The sequence below is a fragment of the Ovoidimarina sediminis genome (assembly GCF_032586175.1).
Classification (GTDB): Bacteria; Pseudomonadota; Alphaproteobacteria; order Rhodobacterales; family Rhodobacteraceae; genus Ovoidimarina; species Ovoidimarina sediminis.
In genome coordinates this window covers 1-20,617 of sequence record NZ_JAWHTE010000038.1, presented here as the reverse complement: position 1 = coordinate 20,617, position 20,617 = coordinate 1, and the positions used below count along the sequence as shown (strand labels likewise).

Below are 20,617 nucleotides of genomic sequence, written 5' to 3'. Positions count from 1 at the left end.
ACCGGTCTAGGACGCTAGGATACGCCAGAGGCAGAGATCAGCTTCTGATTGCCATTGGCTCGTTGAGCAGGCCTTCGTCGATCTCAAAAAGGTCGGCGTTCTCAAGAAGGGCCGTGACCACCCAGTTCCTTCCACTTTCGCGCAAGCCGTAGCCATAACCACGCAGCCGGAAGTGCCATTCTCGTTCGCTTAAGCTCTTGCGGCGTTCGCCCAGCACGAAGTTCTGAACCTTAGCAATTTCTGCCGCATCGAAGGTCACGAGGGTCATCTGCGCTACTCCAAGATCGATCCGTTCCTAAGGAGCAGCAGTGGAAGGCATTTTTGTTCAGATATTTGCATCAATAAGGCAGAAATTCGGCTTTTGGTGCCGAGAGCTGCGGTTTCGGGCAGCAACGACGGCTTCTTCAGACAGCAGAACTTCCTCGGATCGAGCTCGATGTCGGCTTCGCGGACGAAGCGGGCGTTCCGACGAAACCAATGCATGCAAATACAGTGTTACGTAATGGCCTTGTTACACAGTTACAGTAGCAGGTCTGGACACCATGAGTTGACAGGCGCCTGTCATGCATCAACCAAGAAGCCTGTTCCTTAACTGGATTTTGCTGGTGCTCGTGAGCACCTTCACCGGCGCGGTTGGTATATTCCTCGTCTATCTTACTGATGGATACACCGTGTCGAGCGCAGCTGGTTTCGCGCTATCTGTCGCTGCAGTTTTTTCCGGTGGGATTGCGGTTTTCGTGGTGATTGGACCTCTACTTACAGTTTGGTCGATCTGGGAGATCTATGGTTTAGGCGTTCCCCACGACGGAAACCTGCTGGCCTTGGCGTTCAGCCTACCATCAACAATTGTACTGATCGTGGTGGCGAGCGCTTACTTTCTGTCGCTCCGCGTTAGCAGACGTGCTCCGGTATGGCTCGTCGCGTTCCTTGTTTCGCCCCTCGTTTATTCGGCGCTGGCGTTGTCCGCCGACGAGCTTTTCCAACCGTGACGAGCCGGTTCTCTCAGTATGCTTTCGGCGGATTAGTTCAATGATCTGGTCTCGATTCTGCTCGGTAAGCACATTTGATTATCTTGTTGCGGCCGTGTCGACGGCGGTTATCTCTGTCGCCATAGCGTATTCCATTTACTTGTTTGCCCCCTGGGGCTGTGACGCCAGTGCATGGCTGTGCCTTTTTCGGATTTCCCTGCTCGGGGTAGCGCCAATTGGAGCAATATGCCTGCCGCTCCTGTTTCGCTTAAACCGGCAGAGGCATCGCGCGTTTCCCGACGGCTGGCTTCCGTTCGTCGTTTCGGTCGCCATTGTCTCGCAGGTGGCGGTGACCGGTTACAGCTTTTGGTTGTTTGAAGACCATATAAGGCGGATTTTCTTCTACGAGATTCTCATCTTTCCACAGGGTCTGGCCGCCGGGGCTGTAACCGGAGCAGCTTTTTGGTGCTCGCTGGCCATACTGAATAAGCGACGAGCACGGTTGCACCGGAGAGACTAAAAGCGTCAGCTTCGGGCTCTTCCCGGTCATCTGAGTAAATCTGTCAGGTGACCGCTACCCCACCCTTACCGGTAGTCCAGGTCGATCGATGCGTGGTTTCGGGTGGGAACGACCGCTTCTACAGACAGCGGACCTTCTTCAGATCACGCTCGATGTCCGAGAAGCGGGACAATGCCGCCGTTCCGTTTTCGTCTGTGTAGGACGTATCCGTGAAGCTGGCACAATCCGAGCTCAATACGAAAGCGCTGGCTTAATTCCCTGACCTGGTTCAGGCTAAAGTCATGCTGATCAAAGAGACTCTTCCGATCGCGACGATTCGAGTGCCGGTCAAACGGGTGAAGACGCTGGAGGAAGCCAGAGTGATGGCTCTCGCGGAAGATATGCTTGAAAATGGTCAGCTTACCCCGATCAGAGTGCGCGCCGACGGAGACGGATATGTCCTCATCGAGGGATTGCATCGACTGGAGGCTATGAAAGCCCTGGGGGAACAAACGATCGAGGGCTACAAGGTGAATGCGCGACTACATTAGCCGATTGGGTTTGATCGCGTGCGCTCCCGATTGTTGAGACAGATGCGCTTGGCGTTCGCGCCGTCCGTGTGGCGGATTTCTGCATGAAAGCACTGACATATGAGCGATACGGTGGGCCCGAGGTTGTTCGTGTGGAGGACGTCGACGCACCGTCGCCCAGAGACGGTGAAATCCTGATCCGCGTTCATGCGAGTGCCGTGAATACGGCCGATTGGCGCATTCGCGCGGCAGCGTTCCCCGGCATTCTGGCTATTCCCGGACGCTTGATGTTCGGGATATTCAGTCCGCGCAACCCGCGGCTTGGCAGCGAGTTTGCGGGAGTGGTAGAGCGCGTCGGACCATCCGCAAGGCGCTTCAAGCCGGGAGTTCGCGTATTTGGAATGGCGACGTCTGGCGGCGCCACCGCAGAACTCTTCGCGGTTCCCGAAACCGGTGCAATCGCTGAAATGCCCGCATCTCTAACCTTCGAAGAGGCTGCTGCGGTGCCGTTCGGTGCGCTCTGCGCTCTTGTCTTTCTTTCCGACTACGCAGGCCTGAAGCCGGGTCAAAAGGTGCTCATCGCAGGGGCGTCGGGTGGTGTTGGGACGTATGCGGTTCAGATCGCCAAGGCTCTCGGTGCGCATGTCACGGGGGTTGCGGGCCCGGAGTCCCAGGACTTCGTCGCAAGCCTGGGAGCAGATGTGACGATTGACTACCGCAAGACCGATCTCACGGCCCTAGAAGGGGATTTTGACGTCGTCATCGATACGTACGGGATGATTTCTCCCAGGCTTTCCCGCAACCTCTTGGTCGAGGGCGGCCTGTTTCTCCCGCTGAATTTCGGGTTGAGAGAGATCGGAGCAATTTTCCTGAACAGCTTCCGCACCAGAAAGATACGACTGGCTGTCAATGAAGATCGAATGGATGACATGCTGCGCATTGCGGACCTGATCGAGGCCGGCAAGCTCCGACCTGTGATCGACAGCGTTTATCCCCTGGCAGAAGCCGCGCGTGCGCACAGGCAAGTCGAGGCACGCCACAAGCGAGGTGCCGTCGTTCTTAGGATTGAAGGCGCGTCAGAATAGGGCTTAACACGGTCATCTTGGTCTTTCTATCAGGTGACGGGTCCCGCCCACTAACCAGTCATTCGAGGCAGTCGAGCCGCGGTTTCGATCGCGAACGGCTGCTCCTGCAGTTAGCAGACATTCCCCAGATCGGGCCCCGATGTCCGAGATGCGGACTTTCCTGACCTTGGGCTGGAAGTCCGCTACAAATGCTTCTGGCCCCTAGCCGCCTTTGGGCACCCGACCTGGATGCTGCAGTCGCAGCCCGCCTACCAGACATTCGCTGCGCCAGCGGAAGTGCGCAAGCACATGTAGGTCATGCAACCTGCCTTCGTCTCATCGAGGAGATAAGTGCTCTCCCTCAGATGCCTGGGCGTAGGGCTGCGGTGCTCAAGAATGGGCGCGAGGGGAGGAAGGACCCCTGACACGAGCACGAAAACGCACGTTCTTATCGTCTTCGTCCCGCAAGACGGCAAAGCTGGTCGATTGTCTGGATTTGACGTCGCTGTTGAAAGAGCTTGCCAAGCAGCCGGAAAAACTGACGAATATACCAGAGATGCGCTGTGCTGCTTCAAGCGCAGCCATCGACGGACCCACGCAAGTGGCCCGAAAGAAAGGGAGGAAATCATGATGAACCTGAAATTCGCATTCGCAGGATCGCTGGTTGCGTTTTCTGGCTGGGTAACGACCGCTCAGGCTGACAAGCTGACGCTTTATTGCAGCCCGGACCCCGAATGGTGCGAGCTTGTCGTACAGACATTCGAGGCCGAGACCGGGATCGATGTTGACATGACGCGGAAGTCATCCGGAGAGACGTTCGCACAGATCAAGGCGGAATCTTCCAATCCGAAGGGCGACGTTTGGTTCGGTGGCACTGGGGACCCGCACTTGCAGGCGGCAGCCGAGGGACTGACCGAGCCCTATGAGTCGCCGATGCGCGACCAGCTTCATCCTTGGGCCATCAGTCAGGCGGAAAGCGCGGACAACAAGACCATCGGCATCTATTCGGGCGCCCTTGGCTATGGCTACAACACTGAATTGCTGGCCGCCAACGGGCTTCCGGAGCCATCCTGCTGGAAGGACCTTTTGAAGCCCGAGTACAAGGGCCACATCCAGATGGCGAACCCGAATTCGTCGGGCACGGCCTACACCACTCTGGCCACGATCGTGCAGCTCTTCGGGGAGGAAGAGGGCTTTGAATTCATGAAAGGCCTTCACGCCAACATCAACCAGTACACTAAGTCGGGCTCTGCCCCGATCAAGGCGGCGGCACGCGGCGAAACCACCATCGGCATCGTTTTCATGCACGACGCCGTGGCACAGGCTGTTTCTGGCTTCCCGGTGAAGGTTGTCGCCCCGTGCGAGGGCACCGGATACGAGATCGGCTCGATGTCGATTATCGCGGGAGCGCGCAACATGGACGAGGCCAAGAAGTTCTATGACTGGGCGCTGACCGCCGAAGCACAAGCGCTGGCGCTCCAGGCAAGCTCGTACCAGGTACCGTCCAACGTAGGTGCGCCAACGTCCGACAAGTCGCCTGATTTGTCGTCGATCAAGCTGATCGACTACGATTTCGTCAAGTACGGCTCGAGCGACGAACGCAAGCGTTTGCTGCAGAAGTGGGACGAAGAAGTCTCGACCCTGCCGCAGTAACCATTGCGTTCCGTCTCGACAGAAGACAAGAACCACCCGGCGCTGATCTTCTGGATTGCCGCCGGGTGGTTCGCCTTTGTGGTTCTCCCCTGGTACGGGATCGAGGACTTTTGGACGTTCGAGTGGCTGGTCGATGGGTATCCATTTGACGAAGACTATGCACCCGCAGCCTTTCTGCTCTTTCAGGGTGAAAAACTCTGGTTGGCCCCGCTCGTCCTGCCGCTGCTGATCGCTCTGGCGGCCATCGGCCGCAAGAAAAGTGAACCGGCATACGCCCGTTCGCTAATCCTTGCCGGCGCGTTCGGGTTCGGGTGGCTGATCGCCCAAGGCTTCGGAATCGGTATACGCGGCTTCAACTTCGCTTGGCTGAACGCTCTTTTCGGCGAGTTGGGCGACCGCCAGTACGGGATGGGCTACGGCGCGCTGCTCGTCGCTTCGGCCTTCCTGTTCCTGTTCACACAAGGCATTGCGGCACGGGGCGTCATCAATGGCGACGTCTTTGTGGTCAGCGCCATCGGCGGCGTGATCACAATCGTCACCGCCTTCGTGTTCTTCCCGATTGCCAAGATGCTGTTCGCGGCTTTCATCACCGAGGATGGGGCCTATTCGCTTTACGTCTTCGCCGCCAAGTTCTTCGACGACCGTCTCTGGGGACTGGGTTGTTTCGCGGGCGCACGATGTGGCGTGGCATGGAATTCTCTGTTTCTTGCCATCGTGGTGGGCGCCATCACTACTGCACTCGGGCTTGCTTTCGCACTCGTCGTCACGCGATCGGGTTTCCGCTACAAGCGTTTTTTGCGTGCCCTGACCGTTCTGCCGATCATCACCCCACCCTTCGTGATCGGTCTTGCTCTCATCCTCCTGTTCGGACTGTCGGGCTCGGTCACCGTCTTTTTCGCCGACCTTTTCGGTGTCCAGCCCACCCGTTGGCTCTACGGGTTGCCGGGCCTGGTCATCGCGCAGACGCTGGCTTTCACGCCTATCGCCTTCCTGGTGCTGATTGGCGTGGTCGAAGGCGTCTCACCCTCAATGGAGGAGGCAGCACAGACGCTCCGCGCAAGCCGCTGGCAGGTCTTCCGCACGGTGTCACTGCCGCTGATGCGACCCGGGCTGGCAAATGCCTTCCTGCTGGGTTTCATCGAAAGCATGGCCGATTTCGGCAATCCCCTTGTGCTGGGCGGAAACTTCGACGTGCTCTCGACCGAGATCTTCTTCGCCATCGTCGGAGCACAATATGATCAGGGGCGCGCGGCGGTGCTGGCCATGGTGCTGCTCTTCTTCACCCTTTCGGCCTTTTATGCACAACGCGCTTGGCTGGGAAGAAAGAGCTACACGACGGTCACAGGCAAAGGAGATGCGGGCGTGCATCCGCTGATGCCGTCGGGCTTGGCAATCCCTGTCTTCGCCGTTGCGCTGACCTGGGGCGTCTTCACGCTGATCGTCTATGCAATGATCATTTACGGCAGCTTCGTACAGCTCTGGGGCGTCGACAACACTCTCACCGTGAAGCACTACGTCGATGCCTTCGCGATCCGCACGACCGAGCATGGCATACAATGGGCAGGCGTTGCATGGGACAGCTTCTGGGCCACCATCAAAATCGCGACCATCGCTGCGCCCCTGACGGCCATCGTGGGTCTGGTGACGGCGTACCTCCTGACACGTCAATCTTTCGCCGGGAAGGACGCGTTCGAGTTCGGTACCATGCTGTCCTTCGCCATTCCGGGAACCGTAATCGGGGTCAGCTACATACTAGCCTTCAATGTCCCGCCGATCGAGATCACCGGCACCGGCATCATCCTGGTTGTCAGCTTCATCTTCCGCAACATGCCGGTGGGGGTACGGGCCGGGATCGCCAGCATGTCACAGCTTGACAAGTCGCTGGACGAGTCGTCGCTGACGCTTGGTGCGAATAGCTGGCAAACCTTCCGCAGGGTGATCCTGCCACTCCTCCGCCCGGCCATTCTTGCCGCGCTTGTCTATTCCTTCGTCCGAGCAATGACCGCAATCTCGGCGGTGATCTTCCTTGTTTCCGCGCAGTACAACATGGCGACCGCATATATCATCGGCCGTGTCGAAAACAACGAGTACGGCATTGCAGTTGCCTATTCCACGACGCTGATCTTCGTCATGCTCGCGGCTGTCGGGCTCCTGCAGCTTCTCGTCGGCCGGGTGCAGATCGGGCGGCGCACACAACTTGCCTCGGAGAGGATGAAATGACCGAACCGACCATCAGTTCCAAGGCGGCTCCGGTCCGTTTCGAAAACGTCTCCAAGGTGTTCGGCAGGGACGTGATCGCGGTCGACAGCATCGACCTGCATGTCGATGCGGGTAAGCTCGTCACGCTCCTGGGACCCTCTGGCTGCGGCAAGACAACGACATTGCGGATGATCGCGGGGCTCGAGATGGCCAGTTCCGGCCGCATCCTGATCGGTGACCGGGATGTCACGAAACTGCCCGCAACGGACCGCGACGTGTCGATGGTGTTCCAGTCCTACGCGCTGTTCCCGCACATGAGCGTATTGGAGAACGTCATGTACGGCCTCACCTTCTCGGGCTTCAACAAGGAAGAGGCACGGGCACGCGCATTGAAGGGCCTCGATCTGGTTGGTCTGAAGGGGTTTGACAGCCGCCTCCCGTCGGAACTGTCCGGCGGCCAGCAGCAGCGTGTCGCCGTCGCCCGCGCGCTGGTCCTCGAACCTCAGGTGCTGCTCTTCGACGAACCGCTTTCGAACCTCGACGCCAAACTGCGCCGCCAGGTGCGCGAAGATATTCGGGCGATCCAGCAGGATCTCGGTCTGACCGTGGTCTACGTCACCCATGATCAGGAAGAAGCTCTGGCCGTGTCGGATGAGATCGTCGTGATGCGCAACGCCGCCATCGCCCAAAAGGGTACCCCGCGCCAGCTCTTTGACGCCCCGAACGACCGCTTCGTTGCCGACTTCATCGGCGAGGCCAACCTGCTTTCCTGTACGATTGTCTCGGTAGATGCTGACCGGGCGACCATCGAAATCGACGGCCACCGCCATGTGCTGCCAGCACGCGGCCTTGCCCCCGGCCCCGCAACGCTAGCGGTCAGGCCGTCCCGGATCATAGTTGGAGGCGATACCGGTATCCCGGCGACCGTGGCGAAGTCCACCTATGTAGGCGTGCGCATGGAATACACGCTCACCGGCGGTTTCGGACAGGTGTTTGCGGTACATGAAGATGTCGATGACCCGATAGAACCCGGAACGAATGTGAAGATGTCCTTTGCGGCAAAGGGGCCAGTTCTGCTTCCGGAGTGAACCGTTGCCTCGGCTGATCTTCATCACCCATCCGGAAGTCGAGGTCGACCCAAACAGGGAAATTTCCGATTGGGGCCTCTCGGAAGAGGGCCGCCGCCGGGCCACTATTTTTGCTCGTTCAGACGTGTTCGCTTCGGCAACGCATGTCTGGAGCAGCCCCGAAATGAAAGCGCATCAGACTGCGGCCATTCTCTCAGCACCGAAGAGGCTGCCGATTTCCGTCAACTCCTGTCTGCGCGAGAATGACCGAAGCGCGACGGGTTTCCTGCCGCCTTTGGAATTCGAAGCCGCCGCTAATGCCTTTTTCTCCGAACCGGAGACCAGCTTTCGAGGCTGGGAAACCGCAGTTGATGCCCAAGCGAGAGTAGAAGGCGCGGTTCGCCAAATCGTGGCAACTCACTCGGGAGAAGATCTGGCAATAGTCGCACACGGCGCTGTGGGAACACTTCTATGGTGCAGCCTGAGGGGCGTTCCGATCGACGGAAAGTATGACCAGCCTTCTCAGGGCCACTACTGGGCTGCCGACATTACGGCTTTGCGGCCTGACACTCGTTGGCTCCCTATCGCCTGAAGGGGTCAACCGCTCCAGGCGTCATTGGCGATGGAAAGCAGCGCGTCGAACACGTCCGGCGTTCCGACGATGACCCGTCCCCCAACCCGGATCATCTCATTCGCGTCCTGTGGCTCGACTCGGCCGCCCGCCTCTTCGACCAGAAGCTGCCCCGCGAGACAATCCCAGGCATTCATGTGCTCTTCCATGTAACCGAGCAAACGTCCTGCCGCGACATAGGCAATCGACAGAGCCCCGCTGGCATTCCGGTGATACATGGCCCCCTTGTCGATCAGGGAGGCAATGACCGGCAATACATTTGCCGCCTCGACGCGGTTCGAGTAGCCGACGGAGACCGTGCCGTTCTCGAGCGGCACACCGCTTGCCACATGCATCGGGGTCCCGTTCAACCTCGCTCCGGCCCCTCGCAGCGCCTCATAGGTCTCGCCCACGATCGGATCGCACATGACGCCGATCTGCGTCGCTCCCTCGCTGACCCCGGCGAGAACGACGGTCCAGGCCGGAATGCCGTTCACGAAATTGGTCGTCCCATCGATGGGATCAATGACCCAGTCGAAGCCGCTTTTGCCCGGCGTCGCGCCGTGTTCTTCGCCGAAGATTCCGTCGTCAGGCAACGCTTCGGCAAGTTTCTGACGAATAAACACTTCAACGTTCCGGTCTGCTTCGCTGACCCAGTCCTGAGCACCTTTGCGATCGACAACAAGGTTGCCATGATCGCAGAAGTACTCCATCGCCTTCTCACCGGCCTCCCGGCATACTTCAATGGCGAAATCCCGGCGTTCGGAAAACTGTTGGTCGCTCATCTCAGGCTCCTGATCTCGTTTCAATACGCCGCGGCTCAGAGAGATTGGCAACCCCGGTCAACGGCTTTCGCTGCTGCATCCGAAACTCGGCTCAAGATCTCTACGGAATAACCAAGAAGCCTTTTTCGGCATCATTTGAATGTCAACTGTTCGATCATGTGGTCGAGTATCTGGCAAGTGCGGCGGAGGTCCGCTTCCCGCCCTTCGGGAAAGACGCTGCGCGTTGAACCAATGTCGTGAAAGGGCTCGACCCGGTCATCTGAGTAAATCTGTCAGGTGACCGCTAACCCACCCTTACCGGTCGTCCACGTCGATCGATGCGTGCTCTCGGGTGGGAACGACCGCTTCTACCGACAGCGGACCTTCTCCAGATCACGCTCGATGTCCGAGAAGCGGACGAAGCTGCCGCTCAGAATGAGCTGAACTCATGCCCTAGATAGCAGCAATACCACCCCTCAATTTATCCATTTGGCTTGCTCACTTGGTTGCGCCGTAAGAGCCAAGGTAGTCCCAGTCAGCCGTGCTGGAGGTGAAGGTTCCGCCAACCTCTGTCGCGGTAGGGCCGTAGAACGTGCCATCGGTCGCCCCTGATACGTGTGCCCCCGAGATGGGCGCTACGAATGCGTTGTTGGCGATGTCGCCCGAAGCTGTGCTCGCGAAATCGAGGTTCCCAAGAGGTGCGACACCGGCAGCACCGTTAAGCCGCTCACCCGAGGTCGCGCTGCTCTGGATGTCAGACTTGGTGAAATTCTGCGATGTGGTCACCTGAACAGTCGACTGTGTCTCCCAAAGCTCGCCGGTGTTCTTGTCCACCGCGAGTCCGAGAGAACTGCCATTATACGTCCCGTCGACGGTCTGAGTTCCGGTTGTCTTTACACCTGTCGTGCCCGCTCCCAAGCTGCCCGTAGGATTGTTCAACCCTGTCACCCATGTGCCGTAATTCTGATATTCGAAACCATTAGCATTCGGGTCTGCCGTCCGAATGCGCGTGCGGTTTGCCGTCAATGTAGACTGCGCGACAATCGGATCCGTTGCAGAGATGGTCCCGTCTGCATCGGAAACGGCAGCGGTCGTCCCGCCGCTAGACAACTCGATGCGCGTAGGTACCCCACCCTCTATGCGCAGCCGGGCAGTCGCGGCTTGTGGGCCGCTCGCGGCAGCGACTGTGATTGCACCGTCGTCATTGCCGTCATTCGCGTTCATATTGCCGTTCAGCGCTTGCGTCGTTTCGGCGACGACGCCGGAACCCTGAAGTTCGATCGTTGCATTTGCCGGTGTCGCCGACCAGCTAACGAAGTCGGCATACCCGCCTCGAAAGACTACTGAATTGCTGCCACCGCCGCAGCCAGACAAGGCAACAGCAACAAGTATAGAAGCGCTTTTGACATTGAGCATCGGTCCCTCCCCCCAAACTGGAAGCCTCCGGATGCCCGGAGGTGCAGTTCTTTTCATTATGCAGTTTTTCTACGACAGCACGCATAGGGAAATTAGTCAAATCATACACTTCGGCGAGGAATCTTAAGCATCGGATCAATCTATTGGCCGTATTGGCTCGACCCGGTCATCTGACCGTTTGACTCAGATGACCGCTGTGCTGCGCTAACCGGTCACTCACGGCCCTCGAAGCGGGTTGGGCGGGAACGACCGCTTCTGCCGACATCAGACCTTCTCCAGATCACGTTCGATGTCCGAGAAGCGGTACGAACCCGCCGTTCCGTCCGTCTACCTCCGGGCGCTGTTTGCTCCCCGTCGAGGGAAAACGGCGGCTTCATCATCAATCATGTTTCGACACTCGCCCGATGTTTCGGTAGCGCGGCGCGGAGCAGCATTGCGAAAGCCAGGAAGGTGAACGCCCAACTCACCCAAACAAAAGCAGTCGGCCAGGGATCAAAACGAACTGTGTAGAATGTCGGGGGATAGCCCAGAAGCCCGAGGGGAATGTCGGTGTACCAGAAGCCCCTATCCCGTAGACGCTCTAGGCCCGTTGGCAGACGCGGTGAGGGCCGTGCATGACCTTGCGCAGGCGCCACTCGCCATCGCAGGCCAGAGCGCCCTCAGCGCGGCCTCACTCGCCACACAGGCCTTTGCCAATGTCGAGACGCTGGGCGGCTTTGCCCCCCTGTCGCTTTACTGCCTGACCATCGCCCGAAGCGGTGAGCGCAAGACATATTGCGATAAGCTGCTGCTGAGCGGCCTGCGGGAGCACGAACGCGAACGCGCGGCGGAATATAAGACCGAAGTAGCAGAGTCGCAGATGTCGCAGCGTCTCTGGGTGGCGAAACGCGATAAGCTGGTGAAGGAAGCCACCGCTGGCAAGAAGGGCGCCCTCGAGGCCCAGGCGGACCTGCGCGCTCTCGGACCGGAACCAGAGCCGCCGTTAAGCCCCAACCTGACGGCATCCGAGCCGACGCTGGAAGGGCTCCACAAGCTTTACGTCACCGGTGAGCCGTCTCTCGGCATCTTCAGCGACGAGGGCGGGCAATTCCTTGGCGGCCATGCCATGAACCAGGATAACCGTCTGAAGACCATTGCCGGGTTGTCTGCACTCTGGGACGGGGCGGCTATCAACCGTACCCGCGCAGGCGATGGGGCCGCAACTCTTCTCGGGCGGCGGCTGGCCGCGCATATCATGGTGCAGCCAGTGGCCGCGCAGCCGTTGCTGTCGGACGCGCTGGCGACCGAGCAGGGCTTCTTGGCCCGCTTCCTTATCACGGAACCACCAAGCGCCATCGGCACCCGCACACGTCGTGACACAAACGCGGGCAGTAGGGCGTCGCTGGACAGGTTTGAGGGGAGGTTACGGCACGTGTTGCGCGCACCCAAACCCATCCGCGACGGCAGCCGCCAGGAACTCGACCCGCGCTTGTTGCGCCTGTCACCCGACGCCCGAACGCTGCTGTGGGGCTATTACGATGCCATAGAGCGTCAGCAAGCCCCTGGCGGAGACCTGACCGAGATCACGGGTTTTGCGTCAAAGTCGGCCGAGCAGGCGGCACGCATTTCGGGTGTCCTGACGGTTTGGACCGACATCGAAGCCTCGCAAGTCGGCGTCGAGGCAATGCAGTACGGCATTGCGCTCGCGCAGTACCATCTCGCTGAAGCAAAGCGGCTGACAGAAGCTGCCGCCGTCTCCGACCGCATCAAGAAGGCCGAGACGTTGCGGAAATGGCTTTTGGAAAAGTGGCCGAAACGCGCGGCAGCCGAGGGCAGGACACCTGACTTCATTATCCCGCGCGACGTGGCCCAATACGGCCCCTACGCCCTACGGGAGACCGACAAGGCTAAGGCGGCCCTCAAGATGCTGGCCGACCACCAGTGGCTTTACCCGCTTGAGCAAGGCACCGAGATAGACGGCAAGCCCCGCCAGGTCGCCTATCGCATTAACGGAGGCAGCCATGCGGTTTGACCCGAAGCGCGGTGTGGCAATTTCGGAATCTGAGCGGTTGCTACCTGCTACACCCGCTACACCCGCTACACAGAGGCCAGAAACCTCGCCTCACGTAGCAGAAGTAGCAGAAGTAGCACGTGGCAGAGTGCCGGACCCGAAAAACGTGTCGGGCGGCGTCGCCCGCTCGCCCGAGGCTATTGAGGCCGTTTGGGCCGAGGCAAAGCGCAGGGCGGAGGCCTTCCGCCGCGACAACACCCCGCCGACATGCGCCCGGTGTGGCTTCTCAGACTGGCACGTCTAGGTTACGGAACCGGACGGTCGGAAACTTCACGTACTTTGTTGGAAAGCCCAAGAAAGGAAAGAGCATCAATGACCGCATTGGGCTGATTGTGTTGAAGACGTCGGCAGGAGCAGCGCGATTTCAGATGGATTGTCCGCTTTTTCCGTGAGCCGCCCCTCGCAAAAATAGGCTCGACGTCCCAGAAGCGGACAAAACCGACATTTGAAACGACGCGATTTGCGTTGAGAACTTTACGATGTTGAGAGCAAAGTTGAGTGCAGCACCGCCGGAACTCAAAGGACACTCTAGAGCCCTTAGCATGCTTCAAATCGGGGACAGTGATCATGCGGTTCGGCAGGCGATATATCCGAGAAGCGGGACGAAGCTTTCGATTAAGTGATCCCGTCGTGTCATCTCCATCCGTACACGGCTTTCTCTTTCTAAATATGGCTTTCTCTTTCTAAATGATGCGCGCGTTCTTATGTTTTTTCGTACCGACGGCAGGCACTTTCGCCAGCCTAGGTCGATCAACGGGGGTGGTGCCATGAGAACTATTACACTGATACTGGTTTTAGCACTAAGCGTAGCGAAGCCCGTCTTTTCTGATCCAGCAACGGAGTGCGGTGGGAACAGCCAGGTCGAGATCGGTACATGCGTAGCCGAGACACTTCAGCAGGTAGACGCGACGGTCGACATATACCTTGGCTTCGCGATGGGGTCCGCGGAAGAACTGGACACGTTAACGGGCCGCGCCATGGCTGTTCCCGCGCTCGAGGCTGCCCAGTCGACGTGGTCAGCGTATCGGGATGCGCATTGCGACTATGTCGGAGCAACCTTCGGTGGCGGTTCTGGAACCGGCATTGGAATTAACTCTTGCAGGATCGAGCTCGGCCGAGATCGCGCGGAAGACTTGATGCGCTATGTGCGATGAGCCCGGTATTACGAGTCTATGGTCCATTCATCTAAGCTGATGCGAAAGGATCTTGGGCCGCCCGCCTTCGACAGAGGCTCGGAGCCTTCAGTCGGCTTGGCTGCGCAGAGGGCGCTCAAGAGGATTAGGCGTTTAGTACAACAGACTTAACTTTGAGTGATATCATCTTCGTGGGCGATCCAGCGGAGCAGGATCTGATAGCAGACGGCGACAACTACGGGGCCGAGGAACAGGCCCACAATTCCCCAAGTGATCAGCCCACCAACCCCTCCAAGGAAAGCCAGGATTGCGGGAAGTTCCGCGCCGCGGGAGAGAGCCAAGGTCTTCACCAAGTTATCCGACAAACCGACCACGATCAGACACCAGGCAGAAAGTCCGATGGCGAGCCCAATCTGATCGTTGCTCCAAAGCCAGATCGCCAGTGGCAGCCAGATGAGGATTGGTCCGATCTGAATCATCGCCAGCATGAAAGTCAAAAGAGAAAGCACGGGCCAATGAGGTGCCTCGACATACCAGTATGCAAGCGAAGCCAGCGCGGTCTGCACGAACGCCGACCCCAGCAGCCCGAATACTGTGGATCTAATTGTCACCACCGAATGGCGCGCCAATTCGATCGCCAAGGGGCCGGCAACGCGCCCGAGTAGTCCAAAAAACGCCTCGCCCAGCGGAGCGGACCTGTGCAGCAATAAACTGGCAACCAGCACGCCAAGGGCAAACTCGATAACGAAAGTTCCCACCAGACGTGCCTCTCCGATAAGCCAGAAGGCAAACGGTCGTATCTCGTCCTTGAAATGGTCCCGGATGTACGTGATGTCTGACAGAATGGTCGACCAGAGGGATTGCGATCCACCTGGAATAGCAATCCCACCGCCCTCCACCGGAATTATGATTGGTTTGTTCGTATTGCCCCAAGCCAGAAGCTCCGGGATGAAGGCCAGAACGGCTTGCGAAAGGCCGATCATCGGTAGGACCAGCACTAGCGTCATCATCAGCCCGACAACAATCGAAGCAAGTTTGCGTCGGTTGCCAAAGCGCACAACGAGACGGTCGTGTGAAGGCTGAAGCGCCACGGCGAGTATCAAGCCCCAAACGAGTGCCGGCAGGAAAGGCTGCAGCGTATTGAACGCCAGGAAGAAGAGTACGAGGAGTACGATAAGGGGAAAAGCATCCTCGACTAAGAGCCGTGTCTTCGAGGGCTTCATTTGCTAGCCGTATCCCGAGCCTTAAGGATGGCATCAAAAACGAGTGCCAAAATCACGGCGTCCCCGGCGTGACTTGTCTGAGCTCCTTGCGCATCAGCGTTTCGTCCCGGCTCGAGAAGCACGGTCAGGGCGGCCAGTAGCGGATCCTCGCCAGACCGGCGGCGGTGGCGTCTGAGCTTTCGAAGCCCGAGCACCCCAATGCAAAGAAGGAACGAAATTCCCGCCAGCATCAGAGAGCTTTGAACGGCGGTGAAACGTGTTTCCAACTGATAGAAGGTCGCGGCAGACAGCCAGACCAACGCCATCGCAGCAAAAAGCGCAGCGAGCCCGATCAGGAGAAGGCCCTTTAGCCAAGCAATCATAATGCGCTGCTCTGCCTGCCGCAGTGCGGTGAGAAGCTCCACGAACATCTACCGGCGTCCCCTGAACAGAAGGGCGCCGAGGAGAAAGGCAATAGCCGCGGCTCTGATGGGATGCCTTTCGATCAGGTCAAGCAGGGCGCTCGCCGCGCGTCTGATATCAGGATGAGCCGAAAGCGTATGCTCTTCGTCGCTCTTGGCCGATGGGCTCTCCAGGTCTTCTAGCCTCGCGCGCAGCTGGTTGAGTTCCTCGGCAATGCGCGCAACATCGTCCGTACCTTCAACGCGGGGTGTCTTCCCGGCACCATTATCCATGCTCACCTCCCATTTCCGCCATAAGACAGAGGCACGTAACCCAAGTGTCACGCGAAGCCGATGTAGAACACTCCGGACGGTGCCCCAATGCAACCCGAGTTGCACCCTGTTTCGCCGACAGGCAAACATGTGGCGGCCATTTAGTGGCCAAGTTAGCGTCAGCTCTGGGCTCAACGCGGTCATCCGAGCATTTGGGTCAGTTGACCGCTGTGCTGCGCTAACCGGTCACTCACGGCACTCGAAGCGGTGTTTTGGGCGGGCACGTCCGCTTCTACCGAGAGCGGACCTTCCTCAGATTGCGCCCGATGTCCGAGATGCGGACATTGCGGTCATTTAAATAGAGACGATGCCGTTTCGTCATACACTGACCTTGATCAAGGCCGATCAACTAGCGTCTTGGATATCGTTTTGATTGCTTTTGCGCTTGTCTCGGAGAACTTTAATGCGAGCCATCAAACTCAGCTTTCTTTGGCTAGGTCAGTTCGTTGCCATTGCTCTCGCTGCTTTCTTTGCTCTTGGTCCATCCATCGTCGAGCAACAGCAAAATACCTTAACCGAGCACGAACCATACGAGGTGTCCGATGAAGCACAGGCGCTCCATAGTCAGCTTATCATTGCCGATTGGCACGCAGACACGATGCTTTGGAAGCGCGATTTCCTGAAGCGCTCATCCCGCGGGCATGTTGATTTGCCGCGTATGCAAGAGGGCAATCAAGCGATCCAAGTGTTCGCGGCAGTGACAAAGACACCTGCGGGACTGAACTACGAAGAGAACTCAGCAGAAGCATTTGACAACATCACGGCACTTGCGGTCGGGCAGCTCTGGCCCATACGCACCTGGGGCAGTCTACTTGAGCGGGCAATCTATCAAGCCGAAAAGCTCCATCGGTTTGCAATGAAGTCCGATGGGCAATTCCGCGTTATTACAAGCAAGTCTGAACTCGAAGCGGCTTTGGAAGACCGTGCGGGCGGTGCAAATGTCACAATGGGTCTTCTTTCGGTCGAGGGTGCGCACGCACTGGAGGGCGATCTCGCGAATTTCGAACGGATTGATAGCGCTGGATTTCGGATAATCGGCCTTCATCACTTCTTCGACAATGAGCTAGGCAGTTCTCTACACGGTGAGGGCGAAGTCGGATTGACTGACTTTGGGCGTCAGGTGGTTGCTGAGATCGAGCGGCGTGGAATTGTCCTGGATCTCGCGCATTCGAGCCCGCGTGTCGCGAATGACGTGCTCCAAATGACTGACATGCCGGTCGTGGTTAGTCACACGGGCATCTTTAGTCATTGTCAAACGAAGCGGAACTTTCCGGACCAGCTGATGAAAGAGGTTGCCAAGTCGGGCGGCGTTGTGGGCATTGGGTTTTGGGCAAAGGTCACTTGTGACGACAGTCCCGAAGGCATTGCCGGAGCCATTCGCGCAGCCGTCGACTTGCTGGGCGAAGACCATGTCTCACTCGGGTCTGATTGGGACGGTACCGTTCAAGTCGCCATGGACCCATCCGAGTTGTCGGCCTTGACCCAAGCGCTAGTGGAAGCCAGCTTTACTGACGAGCAAATCGGCAAGATCATGGGCGGCAATTTCTTGCGGGTAGTCCGGGAGCGTCTCACCCACTGACACCTCAGCCCGCACTAGGGTCAGGACCCATTGATCAGCTGCTGTGCTTGTGATTCACCGGCGAAAAACGAGCGGTAACATGAGCAATCTCTTCTGGCTGACCGAGGCGCAGGTGGCGCGCCTCGAACCTTACTTCCCGAAATCACACGGCAAGCCACGGGTTGACGACCGGCGTGTGCTCAGCGGGATTATCTTCATCAATCGCAATGGGTTGCAGTGGCGCGATGCGCCTGCGGAATACGGCCCACACAAGACACTCTACAACCGCTGGAAGCGATGGAGCGACAAGGGCATCTTCGCACAGATGATGGCCGGTTTGGCTGCCGAACACGGCGAAGAGAAGACCGTCATGATCGATGCGACCTACCTCAAAGCCCACCGAACAGCGTCCAGCCTGGGCGTGAAAAAGGGGGGCGCGGACGCCTGATTGGCCGGACAAAGGGCGGTATGAACACCAAGCTGCACGCCATCTGCGATAGCCAGGGGCGCCCACTCAATCTGTTCGTGACCGCCGGAGAGGTCAGCGACTACATCGGCGCGCGGGCTCTGCTGGGCAGCCTGCCGAATGTGGAATGGCTCCTCGGCGACCGCGGCTATGATGCCGATTGGTTCCGGGAAGCATTGAAAGACAAAGGGATCCGGGCCTGTATCCCTGGCCGCAAGCAACGCAAGACCGCCGTGCGCTATGACAAGCGTCGATACAAGCGGCGCAACCGGATCGAGATCTGTTCGGCAGGCTCAAGGACTGGCGGCGTGTAGCGACACGCTATGATCGGTGCCCAAAGGTCTTCCTCTCCGCAATCGCCCTCGCAGCAACCGTCATCTATTGGCTATGAGTCCTGACCCTAGCGACTGCTCAGCGGGCAAGGCAGGCACAGCCACCACTTCATTCAAATCCACTCGCGCAAAAAACTGTCCTGAAAAGCTAATCATTCATTTCAATACTTGCGTCGTTAGCCGTCGGCTCCCTGGTTCAGGCTGATGCAAGTCAAAGAAGTCCGTGGCTCCGGCGGATATTCTTTTCTAGGGAATCTGGAGTTAGACAACCAAATTGTTCGCGATACGAAGACGTAAGCCTTTTGTGGGGAGGCTACTAACGATAGCTCCGTTGGCAGTGGTTCTTGCCCTATTCCCGGTTGCGGCGCACGCCAACGTCATCTTCCCGGCAGTTGCGCTCACGCCCGCTTTGCTCATTTTGTTGCTTATTCCTGCAATCATTATCGAAGCGATCATCCTATGGTTCGGCCTCAATATCTCGGTGCTAAAAGCTCTTGGGACTTCGTTGGCCTCGAATGTCGTTTCGACCTTGCCTGGGATACCCATCGCGTTGCTGGCCTCCGCCATGTCCGCAAAGTTCGTGGAGGCAATCGTGGAGCGCCTTCGCATAGGTAAAGTGTCCTCAATCCAATCGCTTGAGGATCGACCGTCTTTTTGGTTTGACGTGTCTGACAGTTCTTCTACGCCTGTTCGAGAGCCTTGGATCGGTTGGGCGGGAGAGGCCGCAGTTTGCCTAACTCTAGTTTTTACTTTTCTCGCGTCCTGGTTTGTTGAGCGCTACATCAGTACACGGATACTATCGGAGTTTGAGCCAGATCGAGTTTCCGCTGTAGTGTTCTATGCCAATTCTGCGACCTATCTAATCCTGGTGTATTTCCTCGTCGAAACCGGAGTTTCAGAGTATCGCGCCTACCGAAAGGCAGTAGCAAAGCGCGAGCTGGCAAAAGAGGAAAGGGCACGATTTGTTGAGGCTTCGAAGCGAGAATGCCGAGGCAACCCACCCGGGTTCTCAGACAAAAAAGAACTCAATACGTCGGGAAAGCCAGGCCGCCGAAAGTAGTGGCCGCTCTGGGCTCTTCTGGGACATCTGACGCCTTTGGTCAGATGACGGTTCTCGCCCGCTGACCGGTCATTGACGGTCGTAGCGGCGCGGTTTTCGGTGGGAACGACCGCTTGCATTGAGAGCTACCCTTCGCCCGATCGGGCTTGATTACCGAGAAGCGGACGAAACTGCCGTTAGCCGCAGCGCAGCGCCGAGAAACCAATACGATTGTCTGCTGTGCGTACAATCCGCGTGTTTCTAGATCGGTATCGTCAAGACATGCACTCGATCTTGGGCGGACCTAAGACCGCTGAGACGTTACTGGCGACTATGCCCTTGTCGCAAATCCAGATCTTTAGATTTGGGTGCTAGCTTCGCCGGCGGTATAGAGCGAGAATTCCGAACGCTCCAAGCAACAAAGGAAACGAGGCAGGTAGAGGCACCGGAGGGACTGAATCTCCAAGCACATAGTTTACAGCTCCGATAGCGTCTAAATCAAAACCAACTTGGAAGCCTGAACCGCCTGTCCCGCTACCATCAATCCTTATGTATCGCGCTGCTTCAAGGACCCCGTCCAAATCATAGGACCGAGCAAAGGAAGAGTTGCTGTGGATTTCATCCCCGTCCACGTCCACAACAGTTCCTACACTAGTCGTGATGTCGAAGTAGCTTATGCCATCCAGACTCGCGAAAACTGATATTGAGCCAAACTCAGGGCTGCCGAAGTCAACTTCGTAAACGTTGAGATCCGAACCGGAACCGTTGACGATTCTATCGTCGCCGAAGTCAAACGTTACGATTTGGCCACCGATGCCGCCATAATAATCATCGGGCGCGCCGATGTAAGTGGCGTCTGAGTAGATGGTCGTATTCTCGACAATCGTATCTGTGGTTAGCAAAGTTGCCGCTGCAGCATCGGTTGCCGCTACCGCAATCGCTCCAACCAACGCAGTTTTCCAGAAATTTTTCATCATTTGAGTAGCGCCCCCCAGCACCGTAACGCAACTATATAACCACGATTCGAAAAATTTTCCAAACTTTTCAGTTGACTGGCAGCAAGCGCTCATTCGACTTGCAGTCTGAAGAAGCCCGATGAGAGTCTTTCCTGAGTGATTTAGCTCTCGCACTTAGTAGGCAATCGATCTCACTTCGCCAAGAGCAAGTAACCAAAAACTAAGGGATGTCGCCCAAGAGCTACTTTCAAGTGTCCGTTTGGGGCTGATTGTGTTGAAGAAGTCGGCTTGAAGAGCGCTAGCGGATTGCGGTCGCGTGTGCTTTTACCTGGCGCTCAGGCCGGGGCGGGCGCTCCCGGGATCAGTTTCGCGAGTTT

At 57.9% G+C, this 20,617-nt stretch carries 19 protein-coding genes and 1 pseudogene; 13 read left to right on the top strand and 7 right to left on the bottom strand.

Going from position 1 to position 20,617, the window contains the following annotated elements; genetic code table 11:
• Positions 1–37: 37 nt before the first annotated feature.
• Positions 38–268: a hypothetical protein gene (locus RXV90_RS24210; protein ID WP_316652709.1), complete on the bottom strand. Its 231-nt coding sequence runs from the start codon at positions 266–268 to the stop codon at positions 38–40.
• A gap of 295 nt (positions 269–563) precedes the next feature.
• On the opposite strand from RXV90_RS24210, the gene RXV90_RS24205 reads away from it, so the two are divergent.
• From RXV90_RS24205 to RXV90_RS24170, 8 genes are all read left to right on the top strand, one after another.
• The gene (locus RXV90_RS24205) at positions 564–989 is read left to right on the top strand and encodes a hypothetical protein (RefSeq protein ID WP_316652707.1); all 426 of its coding nucleotides are present in this window, start codon (positions 564–566) and stop codon (positions 987–989) included.
• 40 nt (positions 990–1,029) lie between these two features.
• Positions 1,030–1,488 carry a hypothetical protein gene (locus RXV90_RS24200; RefSeq protein ID WP_316652706.1) on the top strand — a complete coding sequence of 153 codons (459 nt, stop codon included), beginning with the start codon at positions 1,030–1,032 and terminating at the stop codon, positions 1,486–1,488.
• A 281-nt stretch (positions 1,489–1,769) separates the two neighbouring features.
• Positions 1,770–2,018: a ParB N-terminal domain-containing protein gene (locus tag RXV90_RS24195; protein ID WP_316652704.1), complete on the top strand. Its 249-nt coding sequence runs from the start codon at positions 1,770–1,772 to the stop codon at positions 2,016–2,018.
• Positions 2,019–2,101: 83 nt separating this feature from the next.
• Positions 2,102–3,082, top strand: coding sequence for an NAD(P)-dependent alcohol dehydrogenase (locus RXV90_RS24190; protein ID WP_316652702.1), 981 nt, complete (start codon positions 2,102–2,104; stop codon positions 3,080–3,082).
• Between the two features lie 606 nt (positions 3,083–3,688).
• Entirely contained in the window at positions 3,689–4,714 is a 1,026-nt protein-coding gene (locus RXV90_RS24185) for an ABC transporter substrate-binding protein (protein WP_316652700.1), read from the top strand.
• Between the two features lie 3 nt (positions 4,715–4,717).
• On the top strand, positions 4,718–6,934 hold the full coding sequence (locus RXV90_RS24180) for an ABC transporter permease (RefSeq protein ID WP_316652698.1): 2,217 nt from the start codon (positions 4,718–4,720) through the stop codon (positions 6,932–6,934).
• Positions 6,931–8,001 carry an ABC transporter ATP-binding protein gene (locus tag RXV90_RS24175; protein ID WP_316652696.1) on the top strand — a complete coding sequence of 357 codons (1,071 nt, stop codon included), beginning with the start codon at positions 6,931–6,933 and terminating at the stop codon, positions 7,999–8,001. Before RXV90_RS24180 ends, RXV90_RS24175 begins: the two co-directional genes overlap by 4 nt.
• Positions 8,002–8,005: 4 nt before the next feature.
• Positions 8,006–8,572: a histidine phosphatase family protein gene (locus tag RXV90_RS24170; RefSeq protein WP_316652694.1), complete on the top strand. Its 567-nt coding sequence runs from the start codon at positions 8,006–8,008 to the stop codon at positions 8,570–8,572.
• A gap of 5 nt (positions 8,573–8,577) precedes the next feature.
• On the opposite strand, the gene RXV90_RS24165 is transcribed toward RXV90_RS24170, so the two are convergent.
• Both RXV90_RS24165 and RXV90_RS24160 read right to left on the bottom strand, forming a co-directional pair.
• Positions 8,578–9,426, bottom strand: coding sequence for an inositol monophosphatase family protein (locus tag RXV90_RS24165; RefSeq protein ID WP_316652691.1), 849 nt, complete (start codon positions 9,424–9,426; stop codon positions 8,578–8,580).
• A gap of 426 nt (positions 9,427–9,852) precedes the next feature.
• The gene (locus RXV90_RS24160) at positions 9,853–10,770 is read right to left on the bottom strand and encodes a transferrin-binding protein-like solute binding protein (RefSeq protein WP_316652689.1); all 918 of its coding nucleotides are present in this window, start codon (positions 10,768–10,770) and stop codon (positions 9,853–9,855) included.
• Positions 10,771–11,380: 610 nt separating this feature from the next.
• Here RXV90_RS24160 and RXV90_RS24155 point away from each other — a divergent pair.
• Positions 11,381–12,781, top strand: a complete 1,401-nt coding sequence (locus tag RXV90_RS24155; RefSeq protein WP_316652687.1) for a YfjI family protein — start codon at positions 11,381–11,383, stop codon at positions 12,779–12,781.
• Positions 12,782–13,524: 743 nt separating this feature from the next.
• The gene (locus RXV90_RS24150) at positions 13,525–13,974 is read left to right on the top strand and encodes a lysozyme inhibitor LprI family protein (protein WP_316652685.1); all 450 of its coding nucleotides are present in this window, start codon (positions 13,525–13,527) and stop codon (positions 13,972–13,974) included.
• Between the two features lie 146 nt (positions 13,975–14,120).
• On the opposite strand, the gene RXV90_RS24145 is transcribed toward RXV90_RS24150, so the two are convergent.
• Genes RXV90_RS24145 through RXV90_RS24135 form a run of 3 tightly spaced genes read right to left on the bottom strand, consistent with a single transcriptional unit; the run spans position 14,121 to position 15,850 of the window.
• Positions 14,121–15,176 carry an AI-2E family transporter gene (locus RXV90_RS24145; protein ID WP_316652683.1) on the bottom strand — a complete coding sequence of 352 codons (1,056 nt, stop codon included), beginning with the start codon at positions 15,174–15,176 and terminating at the stop codon, positions 14,121–14,123.
• On the bottom strand, positions 15,173–15,586 hold the full coding sequence (locus RXV90_RS24140; RefSeq protein WP_316652681.1) for a hypothetical protein: 414 nt from the start codon (positions 15,584–15,586) through the stop codon (positions 15,173–15,175). The genes RXV90_RS24145 and RXV90_RS24140 overlap by 4 nt, the downstream gene beginning before the upstream one ends.
• Complete coding sequence (locus tag RXV90_RS24135) at positions 15,587–15,850, bottom strand: hypothetical protein (RefSeq protein WP_316652679.1); 264 nt, start codon at positions 15,848–15,850, stop codon at positions 15,587–15,589.
• Between the two features lie 442 nt (positions 15,851–16,292).
• Here RXV90_RS24135 and RXV90_RS24130 point away from each other — a divergent pair, with 442 nt between their 5' ends.
• The 3 genes and pseudogenes from RXV90_RS24130 to RXV90_RS24120 all read left to right on the top strand — a co-directional run bounded on the left by RXV90_RS24130 (position 16,293) and on the right by RXV90_RS24120 (position 19,305).
• On the top strand, positions 16,293–17,468 hold the full coding sequence (locus tag RXV90_RS24130; RefSeq protein ID WP_316652677.1) for a dipeptidase: 1,176 nt from the start codon (positions 16,293–16,295) through the stop codon (positions 17,466–17,468).
• Positions 17,469–17,547: 79 nt separating this feature from the next.
• Positions 17,548–18,304 (top strand): annotated as a pseudogene (locus tag RXV90_RS24125) (IS5 family transposase).
• A 272-nt stretch (positions 18,305–18,576) separates the two neighbouring features.
• A complete protein-coding gene (locus tag RXV90_RS24120) occupies positions 18,577–19,305 on the top strand; it encodes a hypothetical protein (RefSeq protein WP_316652675.1) in 729 nt (242 codons plus the stop codon).
• Positions 19,306–19,655: 350 nt separating this feature from the next.
• Here RXV90_RS24120 and RXV90_RS24115 read toward each other — a convergent pair whose 3' ends face one another.
• Complete coding sequence (locus RXV90_RS24115) at positions 19,656–20,261, bottom strand: VPLPA-CTERM sorting domain-containing protein (protein ID WP_316652673.1); 606 nt, start codon at positions 20,259–20,261, stop codon at positions 19,656–19,658.
• Positions 20,262–20,617 lie beyond the last annotated feature (356 nt).